The 26727-nt window shown below is 48.0% G+C and carries 17 protein-coding genes; 10 read left to right on the top strand and 7 right to left on the bottom strand.

Going from position 1 to position 26727, the window contains the following annotated elements; translation table 11 throughout:
- The first annotated feature begins 17 nt into the window (after positions 1-17).
- The 7 genes from AWU77_RS10355 (at position 18) to AWU77_RS10385 (ending at position 7604) form a co-directional block, all read left to right on the top strand.
- Positions 18-908: a response regulator gene (locus AWU77_RS10355; RefSeq protein ID WP_062062883.1), complete on the top strand. Its 891-nt coding sequence runs from the start codon at positions 18-20 to the stop codon at positions 906-908.
- 96 nt (positions 909-1004) lie between these two features.
- A complete protein-coding gene (locus tag AWU77_RS10360; protein ID WP_238582373.1) occupies positions 1005-2267 on the top strand; it encodes a hypothetical protein in 1263 nt (420 codons plus the stop codon).
- Positions 2267-2692: a hypothetical protein gene (locus AWU77_RS10365; RefSeq protein WP_238582374.1), complete on the top strand. Its 426-nt coding sequence runs from the start codon at positions 2267-2269 to the stop codon at positions 2690-2692. The genes AWU77_RS10360 and AWU77_RS10365 overlap by 1 nt, the downstream gene beginning before the upstream one ends.
- Positions 2689-4284, top strand: coding sequence for a diguanylate cyclase domain-containing protein (locus tag AWU77_RS10370; protein WP_062062890.1), 1596 nt, complete (start codon positions 2689-2691; stop codon positions 4282-4284). Before AWU77_RS10365 ends, AWU77_RS10370 begins: the two co-directional genes overlap by 4 nt.
- A gap of 263 nt (positions 4285-4547) precedes the next feature.
- Positions 4548-5318 (top strand): triose-phosphate isomerase, encoded by a 771-nt coding sequence (gene tpiA / locus AWU77_RS10375; RefSeq protein ID WP_062062898.1) that lies wholly within the window; start codon positions 4548-4550, stop codon positions 5316-5318.
- Positions 5319-5541: 223 nt separating this feature from the next.
- Entirely contained in the window at positions 5542-6621 is a 1080-nt protein-coding gene (gene fbaA, locus AWU77_RS10380) for a class II fructose-bisphosphate aldolase (protein WP_062062900.1), read from the top strand.
- A gap of 17 nt (positions 6622-6638) precedes the next feature.
- Positions 6639-7604, top strand: a complete 966-nt coding sequence (locus AWU77_RS10385; RefSeq protein ID WP_062062906.1) for a class 1 fructose-bisphosphatase — start codon at positions 6639-6641, stop codon at positions 7602-7604.
- Positions 7605-7633: 29 nt separating this feature from the next.
- Here the strand turns inward: AWU77_RS10385 and AWU77_RS10390 are convergent, their stop codons facing one another.
- The 4 genes from AWU77_RS10390 to AWU77_RS10405 all read right to left on the bottom strand — a co-directional run bounded on the left by AWU77_RS10390 (position 7634) and on the right by AWU77_RS10405 (position 15376).
- Entirely contained in the window at positions 7634-9862 is a 2229-nt protein-coding gene (locus tag AWU77_RS10390; RefSeq protein ID WP_238582375.1) for a methyl-accepting chemotaxis protein, read from the bottom strand.
- Positions 9863-10131: 269 nt separating this feature from the next.
- Complete coding sequence (locus AWU77_RS10395) at positions 10132-12555, bottom strand: glycoside hydrolase family 2 TIM barrel-domain containing protein (protein WP_238582376.1); 2424 nt, start codon at positions 12553-12555, stop codon at positions 10132-10134.
- Positions 12556-12743: 188 nt separating this feature from the next.
- A complete protein-coding gene (locus AWU77_RS10400; protein ID WP_062062913.1) occupies positions 12744-14060 on the bottom strand; it encodes an alginate lyase family protein in 1317 nt (438 codons plus the stop codon).
- Positions 14061-14125: 65 nt separating this feature from the next.
- Entirely contained in the window at positions 14126-15376 is a 1251-nt protein-coding gene (locus AWU77_RS10405) for a glycoside hydrolase family 105 protein (protein WP_062062917.1), read from the bottom strand.
- Between the two features lie 117 nt (positions 15377-15493).
- Here AWU77_RS10405 and AWU77_RS10410 point away from each other — a divergent pair, with 117 nt between their 5' ends.
- The gene (locus AWU77_RS10410) at positions 15494-16753 is read left to right on the top strand and encodes a DUF4861 domain-containing protein (protein WP_084618266.1); all 1260 of its coding nucleotides are present in this window, start codon (positions 15494-15496) and stop codon (positions 16751-16753) included.
- 291 nt (positions 16754-17044) lie between these two features.
- Positions 17045-20083 (top strand): TonB-dependent receptor, encoded by a 3039-nt coding sequence (locus tag AWU77_RS10415; protein WP_062062930.1) that lies wholly within the window; start codon positions 17045-17047, stop codon positions 20081-20083.
- 78 nt (positions 20084-20161) lie between these two features.
- Here AWU77_RS10415 and AWU77_RS10420 read toward each other — a convergent pair whose 3' ends face one another.
- A complete protein-coding gene (locus AWU77_RS10420) occupies positions 20162-21034 on the bottom strand; it encodes a hypothetical protein (RefSeq protein ID WP_062062933.1) in 873 nt (290 codons plus the stop codon).
- 572 nt (positions 21035-21606) lie between these two features.
- On the opposite strand from AWU77_RS10420, the gene uxuA reads away from it, so the two are divergent.
- A complete protein-coding gene (gene uxuA / locus AWU77_RS10425; protein ID WP_062062936.1) occupies positions 21607-22806 on the top strand; it encodes a mannonate dehydratase in 1200 nt (399 codons plus the stop codon).
- 84 nt (positions 22807-22890) lie between these two features.
- On the opposite strand, the gene AWU77_RS10430 is transcribed toward uxuA, so the two are convergent.
- Complete coding sequence (locus AWU77_RS10430; RefSeq protein WP_062062940.1) at positions 22891-24054, bottom strand: polysaccharide lyase; 1164 nt, start codon at positions 24052-24054, stop codon at positions 22891-22893.
- Positions 24055-24121: 67 nt separating this feature from the next.
- A complete protein-coding gene (locus AWU77_RS10435) occupies positions 24122-26713 on the bottom strand; it encodes an Ig-like domain-containing protein (protein ID WP_084618268.1) in 2592 nt (863 codons plus the stop codon).
- Positions 26714-26727: the final 14 nt, after the last annotated feature.

The following is a 26727-nucleotide window of genomic DNA, read 5'->3' on the forward strand; positions in this document are numbered from 1 at the left end:
TGTTAGAGGGATGACCTATGGGCATTCGTATTCTGGTGGTGGACGATGCCACATTTATTCGCGATATGATCAAAAAACAGCTGCGCGATAAGATTCCCGGCGTAGAAGTATTTGATGCCCCCGATGGCGCACGGGCGCTGGCACAACTCAAAGGCCAAGCGGTGGATCTAATTCTCTCTGACTGGGAAATGCCCAATATGACCGGCGCCGAATTGCTCACCGCAGTGCGCGCCATGCCCAACGCGGGCGCTATTCCCTTTGTAATGATCTCCAGCCGCGGCGACCGCAACCACATAGTCAAAGCCATTGAGCTGGGGGTATCGGATTATTTAACCAAGCCCTTTTCCGCCGAAGAACTACTAAAAAAAGTCTTCAAACAGCTCAAGCTCGCGGGCAAAACGCCCGTACAACAGGTGCGCACCGCCTCTACCCAAGGGATCGCCTTTGCCTCGGTTGATGTACTGACGGGAGGCGCCGCACCCATCTCTACCGCCCCCAAAGCCCCTAACCCGTTTGCCAATAACAGCGCTGGTGTTCTGGGAGCCAGCCCCAGTGCGCCCACAACACCGGCAGTAAAAGCAGTTGCGGCAAACAAATCCGCCAAAGGCAAAGCACAATTGCGCTTCTCTAACAACCGCACCTTTGGTTGCGTGATCCGTGAAATGTCACTGCAAATGATGAGCTGTTTAATGCAGCGGGCAGATGATTTACCCACGATTTTCGAACAGGCAGTAGTGGATATAGAAACGGGCGACGGCGATAGCCTCGCCCGCGTCAACGGCTATGTTCATAGCATTCAAGCCGGTGAAAGCCGCCCCGATACCAACGTGGTCAAAATTGTTATCCGCTTTGTTGATAACGATGCCGACAAGTTTGAAACCCTCTCCAAATACATCGCCCAGATGTAGCTTTTTTAACGTCGCGGCAGCAATCCAACACTCAATGACTATACTCAGTCCATATTGATCGACTGATCGCTGCCCGATTCGCAGGTACCTCTATTTATGTTTTGTATCACGCGCTATTGCCAATCAATTCCCCTTCTGGCGCTGCTGACTATTGCCGCTGTTGCACAGGCGGATGTTGAGCATCGCTTTTCAGGATTTGCCACGCTTGGGCTAGTTACTAGCGACAACCCTAAACTCGCCTTTCGCCGCGATATTTCCCAGGGCGATGGCTCTTATGATGACTCCCTTGAATGGCGCACCGATAGCTTGATTGGCGGCCAGTGGGACAGCAGTTGGTCATCCAACTTCGACACCACTGTGCAGCTGGTCGCCAAAGATCGCCACGAGAACAACCTCAATAATTCCGTCGAATGGGCCTTTGTCCGCTATCGCCCGGTCGATGGTTTTGACCTGCGCTTGGGGCGTTTGGGTACCGATATTTTTATGTTGTCGGATTACCGTCAGGTCGGTTATGCCTTCCCCTGGGTGCGCCCGCCCCACGACTATTACACCCTGCTGTCGCTCTACCATTTTGATGGCATTGATCTGAATAAACGCCTCAATTTGCGCCAGGGTACACTCAACCTGAAAGTGTTTTATGGCAACTCCGATCAAAAGTTCCCTACCGGTTTGCGCTCCAGCGATACAACTCGCCTGGATTTTGATGTGAGTGGTGCAAGTGTGGTGTGGGAGCAAAATGATTGGAAGCTGCGCTATAGCTACGCCAACGTAGCCATCAATAACAATGTGGCTCAACCACTGATTGATGCACTTGATGCAGCTGTTCCGCTCTGGCCCGAAGCGGCAGATTGGGCTGGAATGACGGCCACCAAGGGGCGTAACTTTAGCTATCACGAAGTGGGCTTTGGCTACGACAACAATCACTGGTGGGCACAGGCAGAGGCGACACAATTGCGCAGTGCAACGGCCATAGTGCCCCAAAGTGACCACGCCTATCTCAGTATTGGCCGCCGCTTCGAACAATTCTCGCTCTATGCCCTCGGCGGTGTGGCTCGCCCCACACGCGAGGCAACTATTGTTACTGCACCAGCGGGCTACCCCAGCCCCATTGCTGAACAGTTGACGCAACTGGCAGCCGCCACCGCGCGCAATCTCAATGGTGTGCGCATCCATCAAAAAAGCCTAGGCCTGGGCGTGCGCTGGGATTTTGCCGCCAAAATGGCACTTAAAGTGCAACTTGAAGAATTTAGAATCGACCGACAAGGCACCAACTTATGGCTGCGAACCCAATCCGGGCAAGCCATTACCGAGAATCAAAAATCACAGGTAACAAGCGTTTCACTGGATGTATTGTTCTAATGATGAAACTGTTGATATCGATCATTTTGCTGGGTTTTAGCAACTTGCTCCAAGCTGACACCTTGGTAATCGTCAATGCGCAAAACCCCATCAGCCGCATGGAACACAAACAAGTGGTCGATCTATTCATGGGGCGCAGCTCGGTTTTTCCCGATCGACAACCTGCCCAAACTCTGGATTTGAAGGCCGGTACACCGGTGCGTGCCAGCTTCTACAAAACCCTGACCGGCAAAAGCGAGGCGCAGGTGGATGCCTATTGGGCAACATTGGTCTTTGCCGGGCGTATGTCGCCCCCCAAACAATTAACCGATGAACAACAAGTGATTGCGGAAGTCGCCGCCAACCCCAGTGCGATCGCCTATGTCAATCGCCAGCCGCTGCCCGCTAGTGTAAAAATTGTGATGGAGCTAAACACCCCCGAATGAATATCAAAAGCCTTCACATCAAAGTATCCCTGAGCGTTGCCGCCGCCGCGCTTTTTGTGGTGATGCTGTCATCGCAGTTTTTTTACAAAAGCAGCTATGAAAGCTCGTTTAGCGATAGTGAGCGCTCAGTGCAGCAGCTATTGGAAACTGTGCAGACCACGGCAGCGATTGCCGCCTATGTCGGCAATCGTGAACTCGCCCAGCAAGTGGTCACCGGTTTGACGCAAAACGATATTGTGGTGGGCGCACAAATTATCGCCAATAACGAAATCATCGGGCAGGACGGCAAAACCAGCAGTGATGCCAAGCAAACACTCATCTCCATCCCGTTGATTGCCCCCTTTGACGACAAAGAAAAAGTAGGGCAACTGGCAGTCACTCCCAACATTGCACTCATTGCCCTACGCGCCCGCGACTCCGCCATGGCCACCACCATTGGCCTCGCCGCCCAAGGTGCGGTAGTAGCACTACTGGTGTTGATATTGGTTTACTGGATGATGACGCGGCCACTCTCCTATTTATCTGGCAACCTGCACCGCATCACCCCGGGCGATGGCAAACGACTCGATGTTAATAGCCTGCACCGCGGCGACGAAATTGGCCTGCTTGCCGGCGACATCAACGCATTGCTACACACAGTTGAAAAGATGCTTGAAGAGGAGCGGCAGTTACGCCACCGGGTAGAGCTATTGGAGACACGCTTTCGCGGTATTTTTGAAGACAGCAGCGCGGGCATTTTTTTAGTGCGGGAGTTGGGCGCACTGGTTACCGCCAACCCAGCCTTTTTCCGCCTGACCGGTTTAGCGGAACAGCAGAGCGCCAACGTCGCCAACAACGATATTATTGCGCGGGTATTTCTCGATCACGAACAGGCCCGAGCGCTGATTCAGCTCGCCTTGGCCAGCCAGTTGCCGCAAGCTGCTGATCTGCGCATCCGCACCGGCAGCGAAGTCAATCTGCGCTGGGTGCACTGCATTTTTTCACCGGCCGACAACGAACAGCAAGGCACCACCGTAGAAGGCGTGATGTACGACGTCACCCAGCGCAAATTTTCCGAGGAGCGCATTCGCGAACTCGCCGAAAAAGACAGCCTCACCGGTTTGAGTAATCGCCAAGCCGCGGAAAGCGCGCTGGTGGAATTAATTCACCAAACCCCGATCAACAGCAGCGAATTTGCGGTGATGATGATCGACCTCGATCGCTTCAAGTTCATCAACGATACCTACGGCCACGATGCAGGCGATAAGGTATTAGTCACGGTCGCCACCCGTTTACGCAAAATGGTACGCGACTCGGATATTGTCGCGCGCTTGGGCGGCGACGAATTTTTATTGATCCTCAACCATGCAGGCAACATCGGCATGATTGAACGCATCGCGCAAAAAATACTGGACGCGCAGCAAGCCCCAATTGAAGTACAGCCGGGGTTGATGGAAAAAATCGGTATGAGTATCGGCATCGCCCTCTACCCGCAGCACGGTGACAACTCCCTCAGCCTGCGCAAACATGCCGATCAGGCGATGTATTCGGTCAAACGCGAAAGTAAAAATAACTACGCCATTTATAACCCAGACGAAAAAGCCACAACCTAAACAGGACTCAATGACACCCAATAAATGTATACGGTTACATTTTTAATAACCGCAAAAATGAAACGTTTACACATCATTTTCAGCATTAATTAGGATTTATTTTCTACAAAAAACCATTTTTAAGCAAAATAAAACCACTCAGCTATTGCCCGATTTCATTCCCCTGTGTAGCATTTTCACTATCAAAGGTCGCGTTTACTGGCGTGTCGCGGCTAGTCCATGGCGCCGCCTAATCCGCGCCAATTCTTTTTTGAGCCAACACCATGAAACAGCGTAAACCTATAGTCATCGCCAACTGGAAACTGAACGGCGGTCTGGATCTAATCTGCACCTCCGTGGCGTCGTTTATCGGCAAACACTTCGCTGCACAAATCGCCATCTGCCCGCCCTATTTGTACATGCGCGACATGATGACCTTTTTGCAGTATTCAGAATTGCAGATTGGCAGTCAGAACGTCAGCCGCTATGAATCCGGCGCCTACACCGGCGAGACCTCCGCGCAGATGCTTAAACAAGCGGGCTGCTCGCTGTGTTTGATCGGCCACTCGGAACGCCGCGCCATGTTTGCGGAGAATAACGAGGGCTGCCAGATCAAAGTACGCACCGCATTGAATCAAGGTTTACTGCCCGTGCTCTGTGTTGGCGAAAACAAGCAGCAGCGCGAGAGCAATATCACCGAGGAAATTCTGCGCGAACAATTGCGCGGCGGCCTTACCGGCATTGACCTTTCCGGCAAAGATCTGTGTGTAGCCTATGAACCGGTATGGGCCATTGGCACCGGCCTTGCAGCAACACCGGCAATTGCACAGCAAGTCCACCAATTTATTCGCGCCGAACTCACGCAGATTTTTGACGCAGACACAGCAAACCGCGTGCGTATTCTTTACGGCGGCAGCGTGACCAAAAGCAACGCGCGGGATTTATTGCAGCAAACCGATATCGACGGCCTACTCGTTGGCGGCGCCAGTCTGGACCCGGGCCATTTCCGCGCGATTTGCGAACAGGCATCCGAACTTGCAGAGATTGATGATTAATTTATGTTGTTGTCGTCACTCCCGCACGCGGGAGTCCAGCTTTTGATGTTACGTTAAAACCTATGGATCCCCGCTAAGTGGGGGCGCCTAGCTGAGGATGACGACTCCCTTTTAAAAGACGAGTTGCTACTCCAATAAAACAATCAAAAAGAAAAACTAAAAAAACTAATCGGCGAACAACACGGTCATCACAAAAAAATCAACCACAGCTCAGGATTTGATGATGAACAGTCTCGCTAACCTTGTTGCCCCCGGCGTTGCCACTGGCGATGCCGTAAAAACCCTATTCAATGCTGCCAAAGCCGGCGGTTTTGCCTACCCAGCCGTAAACGCAGCCAACACCAATACGATTAATGCCACGCTCGAAGCAGCTAGCAAAGTCAATTCACCGGTGATTGTGCAATTGTCGCAGGGCGGCTCTGCTTTTTTTCTCGGTAAAAGCATCAAACTCGAAGGCCAGGGCAGTTCTATACTCGGCTCCATTGCCGCCGCGCACTATGTACATACAGTTGCCGAAGCCTATGGCGTACCGGTGATTTTGCACACTGACCACGCCGCGAAAAAATTATTGCCCTGGATCGATGGCCTGCTCGATGCCAGCGAAAAACATTTTGCCGCAACCGGTGCGCCGCTGTTCAGCTCACACATGATCGATTTGTCGGAAGAGTCGCTGCAAGAAAATATCGAAATTTCTGCCGCCTATTTGGCGCGTATGCACAAAATGGGCATCACGCTGGAAATCGAACTGGGTTGCACTGGTGGTGAAGAAGATGGCGTAGACAATAGCCATCTGGATAATTCCGCGCTCTACACCCAACCAGAAGATGTCGCCTACGCATACGAAAAATTGCGCCCGATCAGCGACAAATTTTCCATCGCCGCCTCCTTCGGCAATGTGCACGGTGTTTACAAACCCGGCAATGTAAAACTCACCCCGGAAATTTTGCGCAATTCACAAGCCTATGTGAGCGAAAAATTTGGTGTACCCTATAACAGTTTGGATTTTGTGTTTCACGGCGGTTCAGGTTCGGAAGCAGCCGATATCACTCAGGCAATCCAATACGGTGTGGTGAAAATGAATATAGACACCGACACCCAATGGGCGTTTTGGGAGGGCACTATGAGCTTCTACAAAAACAATGCCGATTATTTACAAGGCCAGATCGGCAACCCCGATGGCGATGAAAAACCCAATAAAAAATATTACGACCCCCGCGTTTGGTTGCGCCAAAGTGAAGAGCATATGGTGAAGCGCCTTGAGCAATCCTTTGCGGATTTAAATTGCCTTAACCGTTACGTCTAAATAATGCAGGTATGTGCATGAAAAAATTATTGAATGTGTTGCGCAGCGATGAAATTGATACAGATTTAATTCAAGTCATTGAAACACTGATTGATGCCAGCAAAGAAATAGCGTTTCGCGTGCGCCAGGGAGCGCTCGCGGGCGTGCTCGGCTCCTCACAAGAGGAAAATGTTCAAGGCGAAACCCAAAAGTATTTGGATATTATTTCCAATCAACTGATGAAAGATCTATTGCTCGCCTGTGAACCGGTTGCCGCACTCGCGTCAGAAGAAGAGGACACAGTCGTCGCTGCGAATGCAACAGGGAAATACCTGGTTGCATTCGACCCATTAGACGGCTCTTCCAATATCGACATCAATGGCCAGATCGGAACTATTTTCAGTATTTATCGCGCGCTCGATTCAATACCCCATCACAGCGAATTGCAATTTAGTCAAAAAGGTTCACAACAAGTCTGCGCCGGTTACGTGCTCTATGGCCCGTCGACACTCTTGGCCATTACGACCGGCAATGGCACGCGCTGTTTTACGCTCGATTCACGGCAGGGCGATTTTTTACTGACCAGCGACAAGATTCAAATCGCCAAAGACACGCAGGAATTTGCCATCAACATGAGCAACTCGCGTTTTTGGAATGAGGCAATGAAAAGCTACATTAATGATCTTGTTCTAGGCGAAACCGGCCCGCGCGCAAAACGGTTTAACATGCGCTGGAATGCCGCGATGGTGGGCGATGTACATAGAGTATTAACCCGCGGTGGAATATTTTTGTACCCATCCGACAGTCGCAATGCCAAACAACCAGCCAAATTGCGTTTACTCTATGAAGCGAATCCAATGGCGATGCTAATTGAAAATGCCGGCGGCAAAGCACACAGCGAAACCCAGCGTATTTTGGACATTCAACCGCAGCAATTGCATGAAAGGGTAGCGGTGATTTTGGGCTCGGCGAATGAGGTTAGTGAGTGTTTGGCTTATTTATAAACACGAGTGTCACGATGGTGCTGTTACTGCTATTTACGCGCAAACTTCAACACCTTGGCTGCCGACATCACTTTGTTGGCCAAAGCATTTTGTTGCTCGGCACCTTCCGCTAAACGCGCAATCGCAATATCCGTTTCATTAATGCCGGTAACAAGATTGATTAAACGGCCGCGCATAGCCAATGCGCGGCTGCTTTCATCCTGCGCTCTGCTATTAATTTGTTGCGCAAGTTCACTCGCATCTGCTACTGATTGCTGCACGCTGCTCAGTGAATTCTGGGTGGCTTGAGTTTCTTGCAAACAGGTCTGCGCGGTTTTTTGCTCCGCATCCAAACCTTCGGAGATTTGCTGCACAGTCGTGCGCAAATGAGCAATCATGGTATTGATTTCACCGGTCGCTTTTTGTGTATCAAACGACAGGCGGCGCACTTCTTCGGCGACTACGGCAAAACCACGCCCGTGTTCTCCCGCACGTGCCGCTTCAATCGCTGCATTTAGTGCGAGCAAATTAGTTTGCTCGGCGACGCTGTGAATCGTATCCAATACCGAGCCGATATTATCGGTTGCGGTGCGCAGCTCCCCCAGAGTTGAACAGGAATGGCCAACCTGTTCGGCCAATGTTTGCATTTGCGCAACGACTGTAAGTACACGGGATTTTCCATCGCTCGCGGCAATCATGGCCTGATTCACTTTATGACTCACTGCATCCAAACGATCAGTCATATCCGCCATGGATTTCACTACCGCTTCCGTCTCCGCACCAACCTGATTCATCTCGTGTCGCTGGCGTGCAGTTTCATCGCGACACTGGCGAGTCGTGGTGACATTCTCCAGCGCGCCCAGCAAACTCTGTTCACTGGATTGATTCACTTGGGTTAACACGCTATTTAATTCTGAAAATAAAAAATTCAACGACCGACTCATCTCGCCAATTTCATCCTGACCCTGCGCAGGGAATTGGCTGGCAAGATTTTTTTCTTGCGCAGCCTGTTTAATGGTCTGCGCCAAACGCGCCAGTGGATTGCCAATATATTGCGCAAAAATATAGGCAACACCGGCGGCAATCAGCGACAACAACACACAGGCGATTATCACGCTGCGCCACACGGTTTGCTCCAGATTATTAAGCGAGGCAAATACTTCTTTGGGTGACTGCTGTGCGACCAAAGCAAAGCGTTGATTGTGAATTTGCAACGGCTGCCAACTCATCAATACTGTATGTTGCGTAATATCCTGCTGCTCGCCCAGACCACTTTTACCCGCCAACGCTTGCGCGACAGCATCGATATTGATAGGCAACTGCGTATCGGATAATTCCTCTTGTGCGCGCAACCCGGTAATCAGTGAGCGATTCGAATCCACCAAATAAATATCACCGGTTTCACCCAACCCCAACGTGCGCCACTGTTGATTGGCGCTAATAATATTACTCAAGCGTGCCGCCGGAATTTCCGCAATTAAAAAACCAATCGCTTTGGTGGGGCTTTGCACATCGTGAAAAACCGGCACACCTAAATACACCAGATGTTCGCCAAACCGCCACTCACTGTGATGGAATTCCGACAAGAGCAATTGATCGGCCTGCGCATTTTGCAATTGTGTGGCGAGCGCAGCTAAAGCAGATTTGGCAAAGGGGCCATCTTTTAAAGAGCTACCCAGCACCGGCGTTTTAGCGACTGAATAAATCACCGCAAGGCTTTGGCTATCCACCATCAATAAATCCGTAAAACCAAAACGTTTCACCAAATCGCGAAAACTACTTTGGTAGCGGCGATGCTGCTGCCCATAAATAGTCGCATCGGCGGCATCATCCATTAACGCCAATTGCGCGATAGGCTGTGAATTTTTTTGCAGATAGTGATGCTGAATTAACAGCGCCTCCAGCGACAACTGCTGCACCCAGTGTTTAACATCCGGCGCCGCCGCGCGATTGATAAGGCGGTCGTGCGGCAAATAGGTTTGTTCATACCAATCGTTCAATTGCGCGGGCAATTCTTCAACCGGTGCCGCGCTCACTTCATAGCGATAAGAGGCAAACGGGCGCACCAAAGCGTACACCGCCTCCTGCGTCATACGCCCGTGTGAGAGCGATAACAACAAATCGGAATAACTGGAGAACTGGGAATTAATCGCCTGCGCGCGACTTTGCGCCAAGGCTTGGAATTGCTGCTCCAAATTGTGCGACAAAGCTTGTTTGGACTCTTTAAGAGCCAACCAACCAGTTGCACCCGCCGCCAATACCACGGCAATGCCAGTCATGGGATGGCACCTAACATTAAACGCGCTGAGATTTTCATAGACGCACTAAATTGAAAGAATAAGGACTCTTCAATCTAGGCAGATAAGATGACATTTTAATGACAAAAAAATCTACGCGAAAATTAATACACAAAAAAACAAATAGAAGAAATTATAGTTTTAAGGATTTTAATAAAATTGCAAAAATGTTATCAATAAAGACTGCGACAATCTTGCACAGCCTTTCCCGCTAAATATCTTCAATTATTTGCCTATGGATAGCCTAAGACTCAAGGAATAATAGTTAAATAAACCCCCTTAACATTTTGCGTTCTCACCTCAACAGTGCTCGCATGTTGGCCGGGTTTAAATTCGATGGCGGCGTAGCCGTTTGCCATTTCAATAATACTGCTGCCGGTGGGTGTTCCTTGATTTTCAAGTAGCTGGCCGTTTTCATCTAAGGTAGAAAAATAAGCGCGCTCGGAAAAATCCAAGACGCGATTGCCGTTGACATCCACTGCTTCTGCTTCAATTAATACTCGCTGCTTATCAATTGCTGTTGAGCTTAATTTTAATGTTGCAAACGGCCCATGATGCCCAATCAGATAGGTGACATTTAACGTGTCTTCTACTTGCACCTGATCGCTGCGGCCAGTAACTCTCAATTCGTTAACACCGGCAATAAAGGGCACTTGCCACACCAGTCCGCCCGCCGGAAATTCTGCTGGTTTTCGCTCTTTCGCCCCCAAACTTTTTCCGTTTAAAAATAATTCAGCACTGTTGGTGTTGCAAAACGCTTTTACCGGGCGCCCTTCTTTTGGCCCTTCGCGATGAGTCCAACTTTTAGATTCTATATAGCAGAATGGTTTTTTTGACCAATAGCTGGCAAAAACATAATAGGCATCTTTTGGTTTTCCGTTGCGATCTACCAACCCTTTTTGATTCATATAGGGCAGCGGATTTTCCGGGCGCAAGGGCGTAGCAAAATCTTTAAACGCCCACTGGGCATTACCGGAAAAATTGGGTGTTGACTCAGAAATATGTAAATGCCAATCAAATAAATTAACGATGTAATTTTCATTCCAGTCGCTATTTTTCGCCGGGTTGGCCACTACTGCCTGATTCATAGCCTCCTCCACTGAAACCTGCGCGCCTTCAATGCCTTTAATGCCAATTGGATTTTCCGAGTGGCGCCCGACATGGCTGGAGCCGCCGTATTCCATATGCAAAAACGCGGGATAATCCTTCATGGCCATAGTGATGGCCTCTTCATATTGCCCATAAGCGCCGCCATACCAGCCTGCCCAAATCGAAGGCGAAAACGCATCGACAATAGTTGCCGCAGGATAAAATTTTCGCAGCGTGGTTAAACGCGAAGTATCCTGCTGTTTAACCAATGCATTTAATTTTTTTATATAATTGGCAACCACTTGATCATCGCCACCGCCGGGAAAATCTTCTTCCCAATACATTTCGTTGCCGAGCGACCAGAAGGCGATGCTGGGGTGATTATAATTTTGCGCAATTTGCCGAGTGAGATAAGACTCGGTATTTTGTTCCCAAACTTCGCCGCCTTTGCCGCCGCGACACCAAGGCAGCTCGTCCCACAGAATTAAACCCAACTCATCCGCGGCGCGATAGACTTCCGGGTCTTGCGGGTAGTGCGCCAAGCGCACAAAATTTGCGCCCATATCTTTAATCATTTGCATATCGCGACGGTGCATTTCATTTGGAAGCGCCGCTCCCACTCCCGCCGACTCTTCATGGCGATGGGTGCCGCGAATTAACATGCGTTCACCATTTACAAAAAAACCTTGATGCGGACGCATTTCAAACCAGCGATAGCCAAAGCGATCACTCAGTTCATGCTGCACTGCGCCGGATTTATCCAATAACTGCACATTGATGGCATAGAGATTAGGTGTATCCACTGACCACAATTCGGGTTGCGCTAATTCATCAAAAATAATTTTTGCGGCTGTGTTGTCGCCATTTACGGGCACTAGTTTTTCTTGCAGCACATCACCTTGGGGCGATAGCAATTTCGCTCGCAATTGCAATTCATTTGCAGCGCCCGCTGGCAGTTGTTTAGCTAATTGATTGAGCTGCACATCAACAAACGTTTGTGCAGCTTCATGGCTGACAATGGGAGTATTAATCGCCAGCCGCTCGATAAAAGTATCTGGCAGTGTTTTTAACCAGACATCACGAATAATGCCGCCATGAATAAAAAAGTCAGCTTTTTGCGAGGGAATTAAATTGGGATTATAGGCATTACTCACGCGCACCAATAATTCATTTAATTGGCCACGCTTGAGGTGAGGAGTTAAATCAATCGTAAAACCGATATAGCCACCCACATTTTTTCCCGCCAGTTCACCATTGAGATAAACCTCGGTTTCCATATTGGCGCCTTCAAAATACAACAACTGACGCAATTGCTGTGCACCGGTAAATTGTTTTTTATACCAGCTGGCACTGCGCCGGTAACCCGGTGCAGCATCAACCGTATCGGTTGCGTTCCAGGTATGGGGCAATTGCACAGTTTGCCATTCTGGTTCAGCGGCAACCGCCTTGACATCGGTCAGGGCTTTTTCAAGGTACAACCAATTATCATTAAATAATTGCGTCTGCACTTGTTCCGGCGGCAATTGATTTTTGTTTTGCGGGGTTTCTGCTTGCTCGGGTGAGCAAGCGCTTAACAATATAACCAAGCTGATTAACCTAGCTATAACAAGAGTTTTAACGGTTGTTAAACAAAGAGATGAGTGATTGTATCTGGTCATGACAAAACCTGAGCAATAAGCGCCGCAAAAAACAAACCCGTTTTAAATGAGATAGGGTTTATTTTTGGCTGGCACTGTAATTGAAATACATGAGTTAAATTATGTTGTGCACTGTATCAATAGGCACAGAATGAGAATTTTTTCGCGTTATTATCACTTGGTTTTTTATTGGGCGAGGGAAAACTTGAGCCCAGCAATAAATTGCATTGTGACCACTGCGAACTCGCAGGCGCTATATCAGCATAAGCGCTAGGAGATAGTTTATAGCGGCGGATATACTCGGGTAACAAAGGCACGATAATATCGGCTTCAATTTCCAGCTCTTCAGTTCCGCCCCAATTTTTTTCCTGCCGCATCCGTGTCAACAAATAATCCATACCCTGTTTGATATTGGATTGTTTGGTGGAAGGGTATTGCCATAAATCTACACCAATACTTTCTGCTATATGGGCGACACCAAAAAACGCCTGTAGATTAAATACGCTGTAATGGAAAGGGCGTGTGCGCGCCAATTCAAGTTTTTGTTTCCCCTGGTGGTCAAAATGCGCTTTCATGCGAGACTGGGTGCGAGCAATGGTTTCGCGCACCACATCATCACGCCCCACATAGCGGGCAATAGCCGCAACTTGAAAATCATAAAAAGTACCGTGATTGTTGAGCGTGTTTCGCTCCTCAATACCCAGTGGACTTTCCAGTAACCAATCGAGATAAGTATTAAACCACTGTTGTAACCCAGCCGATTCTTTAGCGCTGATTTGGCCTGAAGGCTGCACCAACAAAATGCTATCTAATACGCGATAAAATAATCGGGTGTCGATAATACCTATGCCGCGCCCAGTAAATTTTCCCGGAATTGCCTGAGCGTATTGCAAATGCGGATTCATTTTTGTGGCTTCATCCAAAAACCAAACCCGCACCAGCTCCGCGGTTTTTTGTGCATAGGCTTTATTGCCGGTAAAAAAATACGCAGTACTTAGAATATGAGTGGCATCTACAAGGCCGTTAAAGGAAACTTTATCGGAAAATTTATCGCGTGATGCCGGATTTATTTTTCCATCCAATTGAATCCAGGGCATGCCGTCTTTAGTTTCAGGATTGGGCCACCAGTAGGGAGCAAAACTAAAATAATCATGGGCGTTGCCGCTGGCAGGTAATACTTTTTTATTCACCACACTAAAAGGTTTTATCTTCAGTAACTTTTTTGCCTCCGCATCCAACTGCGCAACGGCTGCACCTACAGCAGTATCACCCGCTTGCAAACGAGCCCGTGCTGCCACCAATTGTTCATAGGGTAAACGTACCGTTTCTGTTATGACTACTTTCGCGGAAGCATCTGCTGGGGCAGCAAGGCTATGCCCCACAATACTATTGCCAACAACCAGAACACATAACAGTGCCCATGCACCCAGTGAACAGCGCGGTTTCGTTTTCATTTTTCTCTCACCTTTTGTGCTAATTATTTTTTATGTTTTTTTACAGTATCGTTATCAATGCCAGATTATTGCTGCCCGGCTAATTTGTAGACTTCTGTCGCCGCTAACAGAAAAGCACCGGCGCCATAGAGCTCGGTATCTTTTTTGGTAGCGCTGCCCGGTGCAAACCCAACTTGTTGCACCCAACCCATGCGGCCGTTTTTATCCACACTGCGCACCAGTGATTGCCAGCCTTTTTCAATTACCGGCATATAAGTCGCGTGATCCAGATAACCATTATTTACGCCCCAGGCCAATCCAAATACCAACAAGCCGGTGCCGCTCGATTCAGGTGTTGCTTTGGCAGATGTGTCCAACAGTGATGAAGGCCAGCTGCCATCGGCATTTTGCGCCGCGCGAATATGCTTGCTCATATTCGAAAATAATTCGATGTAATCAGCACGCTTGGCAAAATCTTTAGGCAAATGCGGAATAGTGCGCGCTATACCTGCCAGTACCCAGCCATTGCCGCGCCCCCAATATATCGCTTTGCCATTTTTGTCGCGCTGAGTGAAGAAGCGACTGTCGCGCAGAAAAAGGTGCTCTTCTTTGTTGTAGAGATAGTCGGTGGCGAACCAAAACTCTTTATCCATAAATTCCAAATAACGTTTATCACCGGTGATTTGACTAAGCTCTGCCCAGACTGGCGGCGCCATAAAAAGTGCGTCAGCCCAACACCAGCGCTGTGTACACCAGGGGTCTTCAAAGCGGCGATTAGCCGTATTCATTACTTCCATTTCCGGCGCTTCGAACTCAAGTGTGCGCTCACTCGGATGTGCCAACACCCAATTAAAGGTTTGCTGTAAATTGGCAATCATGTGTTTGTCGCCGTAACGTTGATACAAGTCCATGTAGACCTGCCCCATGGCATGATCGTCGGCGTGATAAAAACGCGGGCCAAGTTTCCATTCATTGACAGCGGAGATATTGCGGATCGCTTGAATGTAAGCCTGATCATTGCGGGTTTCACCCCACATCAACAGGCCGATGTTAAAGGTGGCGTAAATCCAGCCCTGCGGAATGGCACTGGCGCGCTCTTCCGGGCGCATTTGATTGGAGCGGATGTCGTAGCGGCTGAGTTGCCAATCGGCCACTTGGTTAGCGATGGCGGCGATGCTGTCTTGCTGCAACTGCGCACTGAAACGCTGCGCTTGAGTACCGGGCGCCTGATAGGGAACTGGCTCCAGCCATTTTTCAGTGGAGTAGGCAGGCTCTTCGGCCAACGCATTAACCACCGAACAACCCACCAGCGCCAAGATTAAATGTGCAGACTTCATACTCAACCCTCTCTTATCTTTTAAAGTGGTAATGTGGCATTACCAATTATCCTATAGTATATTGCCTTAAATACAAACTTATTTGCATCTTTTTACCTTCAACAATAAGGCGCGGTAATGATGAACAATATCGGTTATAGCTTGATCCTAACTGGCCTATGCCTGAGCCAATTAACGCTTGGCGATACACTGCAAACTAGCGACAGAGTTGCCCGCAGCCTATGGCTGGAGGCGCACAACCCGCTGCCGAGCGAGCGCAACAATGCCGCCACACTGATCCCGCTGAGCCTGCTCAAACCGCTGCTGGGCGATAAACCAAATGCCCCATTGCTTACCGAGATCAATCATCAGGCAGTCGCCAACCAGTGGCTCGACACTGATCACAACGGCAAGCCAGACACCCTATTAGTCATAGCGGACTATCGCGCAAATGCCAGCATTCGCATTCAGATCAGCCTTCCTCTGCACGGCCAATTGGCGCTGCAATACCCCCAACTCACCCAAGCGGAAATGGGCTTACGGCTTGGTGGCACGGCCAATGCGGAAGGTGTTTACAGCGGCGGCAACTATTACCCTGTGCAGCAAATGACACTGCCGCCAGCGCATAAAATTGGCGACAAACTGTTTAAATATGAAGGCTTTGGCTGGGAGTCAGACCGCATCGCTTACCGTTTTTATTTTGATCAGCGCGGTTTGGTCGATATTTTTGGCAAGCGCATTCCGGAGTTGGTACTAGGCCGCGTCGGACTGGACAAGGGTGATTATCACACCCTTAGCGATTGGGGCATGGATGTACTCAAAGTCGGCCCCTCACTCGGTTTAGGCGGGGTGGCGGGGTGGCGCAATGGCGAGGCACAACACCCAGCGCCCGCAACCCAGCAAGTGCACCTCAAGAGCGGCCCACTAGCATCATCAGCGCACCTGACCCAAGCAGGCTGGAAACTGGGCAAAGATACTGTGGCTCTAACCCGCAATTTCAGTATTCAAGCTCACTCCTACCTAACGCACACCCAAGTCAACAGCAGCAAGCCCTTGAAGCAAGTGGCGATTGGCATAGTGAAGCACAACGTCAGCAAGCTGGAATATCTTAAGGCTGACAGCGAATGGAATTATCTGGCGACCTTTGGTCAACAAAGTTTGGGCAATGATGGCTTGGGCATGATGCTGTTCTTTCGCCATAATGACCTGCAACAAACCAGCAGCGATGAGTTTAATGAACTGGTCATTCTTAAGATGGATAAAAGCCAGGATTATTATTTTGGCGCCCGCTGGGAGGGCGAAGCCCCTACGGCTCTCACCGCCACCGCCTTTTCAGCATTTTTAGAGCAAACCCGCGCTGAACTTAACAATCCCATCACGATAAGCCCATTACAGTAAGCCCATTGCAACAGCCCATCAAACCAAGCCTATCAAACTGGGGCCGCGCACTGGCCCCATCAACGCGCACTGGCCCCATCAAAACAAACCTTACCAAGTAGACATAGACGCGAATTTTTATGCCAATTTGATTACATCTCAAACCGGTAAGGCCACTTGACAGCAAGATATTAATACCTGAGTATAGTAAAACACTCGTCGAGTTTGTTTTCTGAGCACAGCGACGATGGATGAAAAACCAGAGCAAGCAATAATCAATAACTAGAACCTGTAATCTCCAAGGGTAATCACATGAAACAAAACACGTCACACCTGACTACACCCCTGTTTACCAAAACCCTGTTAAGCGCGCTTATCGCCCTAAGCGCTAGCGGTGCTTACGCGCAAGACAACACTGCGCCAGGTGCCGTCGAAGAGGTATTGGTCACCGGGCAATTCCAGCGCAACTTGCAAAACGCGCTGGATATCAAACGCAACTCAACCACGATTGTCGACGGTGTTTCTGCCGATGATATCGGCAGCTTGCCCGCTCTCGATATGGGTGAAGCCCTGCAAGCAGTAGCCGGTGTACAACTCAACCGCGAAGGTGAGCGCCGCGAATCCAGTGTGAACTTGCGCGGCCTGCCTGCAGGCTTTGTGTTGACTACCGTTAACGGTCAGCAAATGGCAACGCCGACCCGCGTGAACAACCTCGAGTCCAGCCCCTTTGGCGCCGCCTCACCACTGGGCGCATTTGACCCGGCTGTATTCAGCGGCATTCAAGTGATCAAGACCACTACCGCAAACATGATTGAAGGCGGTATTTCCGGCACCATCAATCAAGCCGTAGGTGGTGCGCTCAAACAGCGCGATGGCAAATATGTAGTCTCCATCGCCAACCGCTACGAAGATTTGGAAGAATCAAACGATCCGGAAATTGTACTGAGCGCGTCCAAACACCTAATTGCAGATACCTTGGCAGCCACAGCTACCTTTGCCACCTCTGACCAAACCTTCCGTCGCGACACCATTAAAATCAACCAATACAACGATTTAACCACTGGCAATTTCCGCGGTGCCAACGGTGAAACACTGGCGGCCTGGAAAACTGCAAATGGCTTAAACGCCAATGACACAGTGCAAATTCCCGGCGAATTGCGCCAGGGTTCAGAAATCAGCGAAGGTAGCCGCACCTCTTTCTCTGGTGGCCTCGAGTGGCAAACCACTGACGCCCTGAAGCTGGGCTACAACCTGATGTATACCAATCGCGATATGGATCAGAACACCCAGCAAGAACTGGATCTGCGCCCGCGCACTTCTGGCACTCGCATCACCCCCCTGTCAGCGCCATTTGCGACCGGTAAAGATGCTACTTCAGGCGGTAAACTCTACAGTGTCAGCGACATCGCTTTTACTAATGTGCAGTACGGCGCAACCTCGCGCATTTATGATCTTCAGGAGGAATCCGTCGCTCATATTTTTGATGCTGTCTGGGAGCTTGACCGTTGGACATTGGATGCAAAAGCGACACTTTCCAACTCGGAAAGTGTGCAAAGTGAAGTTTTCTTTTCGCCCACCTACCGTGTAGCAAGCGGCGCCAATGGCAACAATGGCATTAGCGGCACGCTGATGACCGGACGCGGCGAAATAGGCAATTTTGATGTGTCACTTACCGGTGCCGGCAAGAGTGCCAGCGACTCGCTCAGCCTGGATCAAGCCTGGGTAAACAGCAATGCACTCTCAACCGGTGCGGACGTGGCATCTGCTGCCCCCAACTTAATCAGAACCACCCTCACTGGTTCCTATCGCAAGCTGGAACTGGAAAACAATGCCGCCGAAGCCAATGCCAAATACATGATTGAAATGGGTCCATTGGAAAGCGTTCAATTTGGCGGCCGCTACTCAACCGAGTCGCAAGACTTTGTTAACTTGAGAAACTCACCTGCGGGCATTAATTTCAGTGGTATTTACAACAACTCGGTAAAAACCAATCCGCACTACTACAGCAATGGCGCCAGCAGCTTTTTTGGCGGCGAAGCACCCGGTTTTGCCGGCCCGGATCAAGGCTGGTTTGCAATTGATGTCGATAAATTACTGCCGCAATTGACGGCGACTATCGATATCAGCAAGGTCGCCCCACTGAATGGTGAACAACCTGTGATAGTACCTGGCACCGGTTTGGTACAACGCGCCGGTCAGCAAACTGCATTCCCCGCTTACCAAGCGGATATAGACACAGTTGCGCTCTACGCCATGTCTGATTTTAAATTCGAGATGGGTAATATTCCGGTTGCATTGAATGTTGGTGCGCGCTGGTTGACCTCCGATGTAAGCTCACGCGGATTGCTGTTTAAAGTCGGTCAGCCAATAGATCAATCAACAGAAGTTGAAAACAAAGACGACTACAACTTCTTATTGCCTAGCCTGAACGCCGGTTTCGATTTAACCGACGATTTAAAACTGCGTTTAGCTTACAACCAAACCATCGTGCGCCCGAACATCGCCACCGTAAGCCCGTTGACCACTGTACGTGAACTCGACGGCGCCACCGGTTCAATTGATGTGCGTCTGTCCGGTGCGCAACTCGAACCACTGCAAGCAGAGTCGTTTGATTTGTCATTAGAGTGGTACAACCGCGAAGGCAGCTCCGTTAGCCTTGCACTGTTCCGCAAAGATATCGATGGCTACTTTGCCAATGTGAATTTCTGTAACGAACCTATCTTGCGTAAATACGGCATAGATTCAGAAACCGTGGGTGCATTGACCTACTCTAACGGCGAATGTACCACCCCGGAACTAACCCCCGGCTTGCCAACAACAGGTCAACCAAAGCCAGTTACCATTAATCAGCTGCAAAACTCTGATGAAACCTCTGTGCTGACCGGCGCTGAATTGTCGATCCAACAAAACCTGAGCTTCCTGCCTTATCCATGGGATGGTTTGGGTGGTGTGATTAACTACTCGCGTATTAATCAGGACGACGACGAACTGACCACCAATAAAATTGTGGGCATTTCTGAAGGCACTACCAACCTGATTGTTTACTTCGAACAGGGTGATGCAGGTGTGCGCCTCTCCTACAACTACAGAACCGAATACGATCTGGAAAGCACCAACGCAATTGCCGGTGTTGGCACAGGCTTTAACGGTGCAGGCGATAAAAGTGTGAAAGCAGCAGGCCGTTTGGATTTGTCTGCCTACTACAAAATCACCGATGACTTAACCATCAACTTTAAAGCCTACAACCTGACCGATACGTTGTATGAAGAGTATCAAGATACTGAATACCAACCACGCGCAACCCACTACGATGGCAAAACCTACGTATTGCAAGCGAAGTATCAGTTCTAATTAGTAAGTTATAAAAGCAAAAGCCCCATAGTATTTACGTACTATGGGGCTTTTTGTTATCTATTAAAAAATGGGCAACTAAGGTGCAGGGGTAAACCACAATTTTTTATTCTTCAGTAACGAATAATCATTAAACGATGGATTATTAATTTCAATAATCGTGCGCCCACTCAACTTTGCCTTAGCGATATCATCGGCGTAATGGCGATTAAATAGCGCTTCCAAATCACCATTCTCCACCATTTTTGTTAAGCCAGCCTCAAGCCGACGCGCCAAGCGCGGTTCAGCAGGCGATACATAAGTGTAAGTAGGCATGATCATATACAACGCCAAATTCGGCTCCACTACAACATCTGGAGCCACCGCCTTGCGCACTGCCAACTCATCATAAATTTCATGAATACCGCGCGGAATATAATGAAAGCGGCGATTTTCCAACATCAGAAACAAACCATCGTAAGTTTGCGCACGCCGTATTTTAAAACCAGCATCGGCCATTATTGCCGTGGTTATCCATTCATTTTGCAAACCCGCCGTCAGCTTTTTTAAATCTTCGGCAGTTTTTACCTTGGCAAACAGCGGAATATCGGCCTGATGAATTAACAGCAGGCGATAACTAAGAATGCCGCGGCGAATAGGTATTTTAATCGGGATAGTATTTTTATTGAGATTTTCGCTGGCTGGAGAAAAATACACATTAATCAAAGTGCCAGTGTGCAGAGCGGCCTGTGCGCGATTGCGCATCATAGGCGTGCCAATCATCTGAATCTCAAACTCACCATACTCCTCAACCGTCAGCGTTAAGGCGCGCTCCAGTAATTCATTTTTATAATTAAAACGTACATCCAGCTCGGATTGAGTTTGTGGCAATTTTACGACATCAAGCGCAAAACTGGCCGCAGACTCAATCAAAGTAGCGATTATTAAACCGAAACACAAAAACTGGCGCATAAATTTATTGGCCGCAAGAAATCAAAAGCATCACCTCGAATACTTGATTATATACAGAAGCAGCCCGCGCAACGCAAAATGAAAAAACCCGCGACAGCATGCTGTGGCGGGTGAAAATTAAGAGCTACGGTCATTACTCTTAATATAGATGGGAACATCTATGCTACTAATGCGCTCGAAACCTAACTAAGCCCGAACAAACCAGCACCATAGAAGCCAAGATACAGCAATATAATTGGTAAGGCAACCCTACCACTTATATTTATTTACTTTTTCGCCAAAAAAGAGGTTTTTTAGTGAATGCAGCCGATTTTAGGGAAAAAAATTGAATGAAACCCGTTCCAACACCTAACAATTTCACTTGCATACAAGTATATTTGACTTATCACTTGAAAAAATTAAGCCGATGAGTTTTAATTGGCTAAGTGGTAATGCCAGTTTTGCTCTAGTTGAATTGGCAAGCTACCGCCGGGCAAAAGCCGCTGCGCAATAGACGCTATAACCGCTACTCCAGCCCAGGCAGATACAATGCGTTATATTTATTGAATTCCACTTTAGGGTAGGTAATAGCCATGCAAGAAACCTGGCGCTGGTTTGGCCCCAACGACTCCATCTCGTTAGAGAAAATTATTCAAGCCGGTGCGTCCGGCATTGTCAGCTCATTGCATGAGATTCCAACTGGCGAAGCTTGGCCATTGGACGCTATTCAAGCGCGCAAAAAAATCATTGAAGATGCGGGTCTTGAGTGGTCAGTGATCGAAAGTATTCCGATGCACAATGACATCAAAACCCGCACCCGCAATTTCCAGCGCTATATCGACAATTACAAAGAATCGATTCTCAATGCGGGCAAAGCGGGCGTTAAAGTGGTGTGCTACAACTTTATGCCAGTGGTGGATTGGACGCGCACCAACCTCATGTATTTGCTGCCCAATGCCAGCCACGCACTGCGTTTTGAGATGACTGACTTTGCCGCTTACGATGTCTACCTGCTACAACGCGCAGGTGCAGAGGCAGATTATTCGCCACAGGTTATGGCGCGCGCTAAAGAGCGCTTTGATGCCATGAGCGATGAAGAAAAAATCTTGCTGGAAAAAAATATTATTGCCGGTTTGCCCGGCGGTGAAGGTTCTTACACGCGCGATACTATACGCGCCGCCATCCAACAATTTATCGACCTCGGTACCGAGGGCATGCGCGAACACCTGTTCCAATTTTTACGCGAAATTATTCCGGTGGCCGAAAGTGTCGGCGTGAAAATGTGTATTCACCCGGATGATCCGCCGTTCTCTCTCTTCGGCTTGCCACGCGTAGTCTCTACCGCTGATGACGCGCGTAAAATTTTGCAAGCAGTGCCCAGTGAGTCCAACGGTTTAACCCTCTGCGCTGGCTCCTATGGAGCACGTGGTGATAATGACCTAGTTGCTATGGCCAATGAATTTGGCCCGCGCATTTACTTCGTGCACTTGCGCAATGTCACTCGTGAAGAAGATGGTTCGTTTTTCGAAGCGGAACATTTGAATGGCGATAACGATATGGTTGGTCTAGTGAATGCTTTGCTGTGTGAAGAACGCCGTCGTAACAAAGCAGGTGAAAGTAATTTTTGCATTCCCATGCGCCCCGATCATGGCCATTTAATGGGTGATGAAATAGGCAAAGCCGATGTTAAACCAGGTTACTCCTATGCAGGCCGCATGAAAGGTTTGGCAGAGTTGCGCGGTGTTATCCACACACTGGAAACCTTGCAAAAAAGAAACTCTCTGGCCCTGTAACGGTAAAAGCGGTCTTGTTCCACCAATAGAAAGCCCCGCCATTGCGCGGGGTTTTTTTGTTACATTTTCAATTGCAAATCAAATTTATTGCGCGCGAATTTTTAGAAACTTACAACCATTCGATGGCTCAATTTTTACTTTAGTGCCGGTGATATTGGTTGCCGCCTCATAGTTATCCGGCACATTCAACACACCACTACCATCGATAGAAATGACATTCCCTCTGAAATCACATGCACTATTAGCATCGCTATCCCACACCGCCAGAGTTTTTCCGGCAAGGCTTGCATCAAATTGCACGCAGTTGGTATTGGTGATATTAACTTCGTGAGCTGTACCCGTCGTTAAGGCCAAACACTGGCTACTGGTCGCACTTGAGCTGGAACTCGAACTACTCGTTGAACCTACTTGCCCGCTCATGCCGATGGATTTAGTGGAGACAATAAAATCATCAAAGCTGGCGTATACATCTTTTTTCGGTTGCCATTGAGCCTGTGGTGCACTTGAACCGCCAAAGAAAGTAGAGAAAAACAAGTGATTAATTTTGGTAGCGCTTTGGCCTGCAGCACGCACACCAGAGTTATCGGAATCGTCACACACCAATTGACCGTCCAACCAACCTTGTAAAACTCCGTCACGCTTGCCAGGTGAGTTTAATTTTTGCCGAATTTCAATGTGATGCCATTTACCGGTAGTCACACTCGCGTGGTAGCCTGCGGTGTCCCAAAATACACGATAAGGTTCAGCACCACTGCTGTTGTTGATTTGGTAACCGTGTAGATAAAATTCCAACTTGCCGTTTTCACGCCACATCAAACGAGTACTAAACCCGCTGCTGCCATAGGGAAAATCGGTACTACCACCCAAGCCAGGTAATTTACCGCCTTTAACAAAATCAAAACCGTTTTCAAATTTAACCCAATAAGACATATAAAGCTCATCGCCACGGTAGCCAATATCGGTTTCCCAGGTGGCACCGCTCGGTGTAGATTGATTACCAAAGGCAGGGTATTTGATTGTCGCCGCCTTGCCTGTGTGGCCACCGGCAATTATTTTTACTCGCCCATCATCTGGGCCCTTGGCGTAGCGTGTACTCCAGCTTGTTTTTATATCTTGATCACTAGCATTACCGAGCGCCAAACCTTCAAACCCATTGGAATAAATAACCTGCGCGCTTACCAGACTTGCAGTAGAAAATAACACGCCAAGCATGACGGAAATACTGTTGCTGAAATAGCTATTTTTCATTGTTACCCTCTCAGAATAGATTAGAACTACCTGACCACAGCCGAGATTCAAGTAGTTCTATTTATGATTAATAGATTCTAACTTTAATGAATTTGCATGAGTTACCAGTTGCGTTAATCAATTTTATATCCGTTCCCTTCAATGAATTAGTCGAAACATAGTTCTCGGTAATGGTAATAAAACCTGAACCGGCAACCTCTGTAGCCGCGCCGCGAAAATCACAGTCATTTTGGTCGCTATCCCACAACTGCAATGTTTTACCTGACAAATTTTGAGCAAAACGCAAACATGAATCTTTTGTTAATGCCACCTCGGTGCGCACATTAAATGGAATGTTAATAAATGATGCACAATGATTAGCGGATGGCGCAGAACTATTGCTAACACTAGACGCGGGAGCAGATGACAAGGGGGCCTTAACATTGACTGAGCGCGTGTCGGATGTTACTTGGGTACCGTCCTGCGCAATCAACAGAGCATCAATGACATAGCTACCCGTTTGTGTCGGTATCCATTCAACAGAGTAAGGCGCATCACTGTCTTGTTTTAAAAATTGTCCGTTAACACGGAAAACAATTCTATTGATACCTATTAAGTTGGTAAAAGCATTTGCAGTTAAGGTTACCGGATTGTTTAATTGAAGCTGGCTGTTATTCACAGGCGTACTCATTGATACAGATAACTGCGGCGCAACCACACTCACTGTACGTGAATCAGATATCAGCCGGGTGCCATCATTGGTAATTAACACTGAGTCAATCGTATAGCTACCAGCTTGCTCTGGACGCCATTGCGCACTGTAAGGCGCCGAACTATCTTGTGACAAATATTGTCCATTGATACGAAAGTTAACCTGAGCAATATTGTTTTTACTACTAGAGGCGTTTGCAGTCAAAGTAACATCCTGCCCCAACACAAACTGACTATTGTTGCTTGGTGAACTTATGGCAATCGAAAGAATCGGGGCGGTGACTGCAACTGATTTTGTGTAACATTTTTTTGCTGTTTTGGGTGAAGGATCACCAAAGGTTATATTATTGCATGTGACGTCACTGGTCTGCTCATAGAGATAATTGAAAAGGCCTTTTGCACCATAGGCAACATTCATAACACCAGAGACTTTTACTGTTTCATTTTCATTAGCCGCAAATGAATAGCCTTCTGGGGCTTGATCAATGTCGCCCAATCCTAAATCAATAATCTGTACATGCAAGGGTAATTTTGTGCTATCGCCTTTATCTTGCAAATAGTAGTACACCTTACCCTGATGAATTGTTAATACTCCATGATCAAATTGAGGCCCTTTGGTATCTTCATAAACAGTGTTGAAATTATTAGTGCCCCCCTTTCCTTTTTCGATAAAAGGTCTTCCGTTTTTTAGTCCGATCAGATAAACACTGTCTCCATAGGTATAAAGATTATGCCCGCCTGTAAATTCTGTAGTGTGGATAAAATCTGAAGCGCCTGCTGGCTTATAAGAATGTAAGTTTTTAGTTACATTAAACTCTTTGTCTTTGACAGTGCTAACAATATGAACATCGCCATTTTCAGTCACTGTAAAATCAAAGCCGCCAACAATATAGACCTGATTAGGTTTTGTAGTTTTAACCAAATCACCTGGTTCATATATTTTTAATGGTTGAGGATTTGCAAACGGAATGGTAATCCCTTGGCCTTTATGGTTTTTCCATTGGGTCTTGCCTGATTGGTCATCAGAGTAAGCGTAATAAATTCCATTTTGATATTCGAATTTATCATTGTTATCTGCGCTGCGAACTTGAAATGCGGTACGTAATTTTCCATTGACGTATTTCATTTCACCGTAAAGACCCCAGTTGTGCTCTGGTCCACCTGGTTTTTGGCTAGAATTAATATGGTTAAATTGGGTCATATTTGCCCATTTTCCGGTTGCCGAGTTGTAGCTGGTAAACACATAGCCACCATTATTATTTCCACCCGTTCGCATGAAAAATAATAAATCGTTATTTTCATTCAAAAAAAATGTTGGATAGGTTAGATCTGAGAATTGACTGGGATCATTCTGACCATTCAAGTTATTGTGGCCATAATCATTGGGTTCATCTGCGACAAATATATCTAAGGTAAAATCTTTATCTGAAACTGTCGCCGCATTAGTTTTGGTATAAGCGTAACGGAAATAGTCATTATTAAACTGCGAATTACTGTATGAGTGCATATCATACAGAATATGAATTTTTCCATCTTTTGGTGATATGCCCACCGCAGCAGTATTGTGCGATTCACCAATCCACGACTGACCGTTGTAACCGGTATGTCTATGGGGGAACTCAATAGTTTTTACTACACCAGTTTTAGTATTGTAGCGCGACAACATTAAGTTCCGCTCACCCTTACCGCCCTTATACCAAGTTGTAAAAATAAAATCCTCATGAACTTTAATCGCATCGCCATGCGCAGAAATAGACCTACCAAATGCATAATCCATGACATTGGGGTTGTTTTGATTGGGAGAATCGCTCTTGCGTTGAATACCATTAAAGTAAAGACCAACATCACTGACTTTGTATTGCTGCTCAAAAGTTACTGCAGCGTTTACCTCTGTCAATGAAAAAAACATCGCAATCAATGTCAGCATAGAAAGCCATCGATTTGGAAAAATCTTCGTTTGTATTGTCATAATTTCCTCTATTC

It is taken from the genome of Cellvibrio sp. OA-2007, from assembly GCF_000953825.1.
GTDB lineage: Bacteria > Pseudomonadota > Gammaproteobacteria > Pseudomonadales > Cellvibrionaceae > Cellvibrio.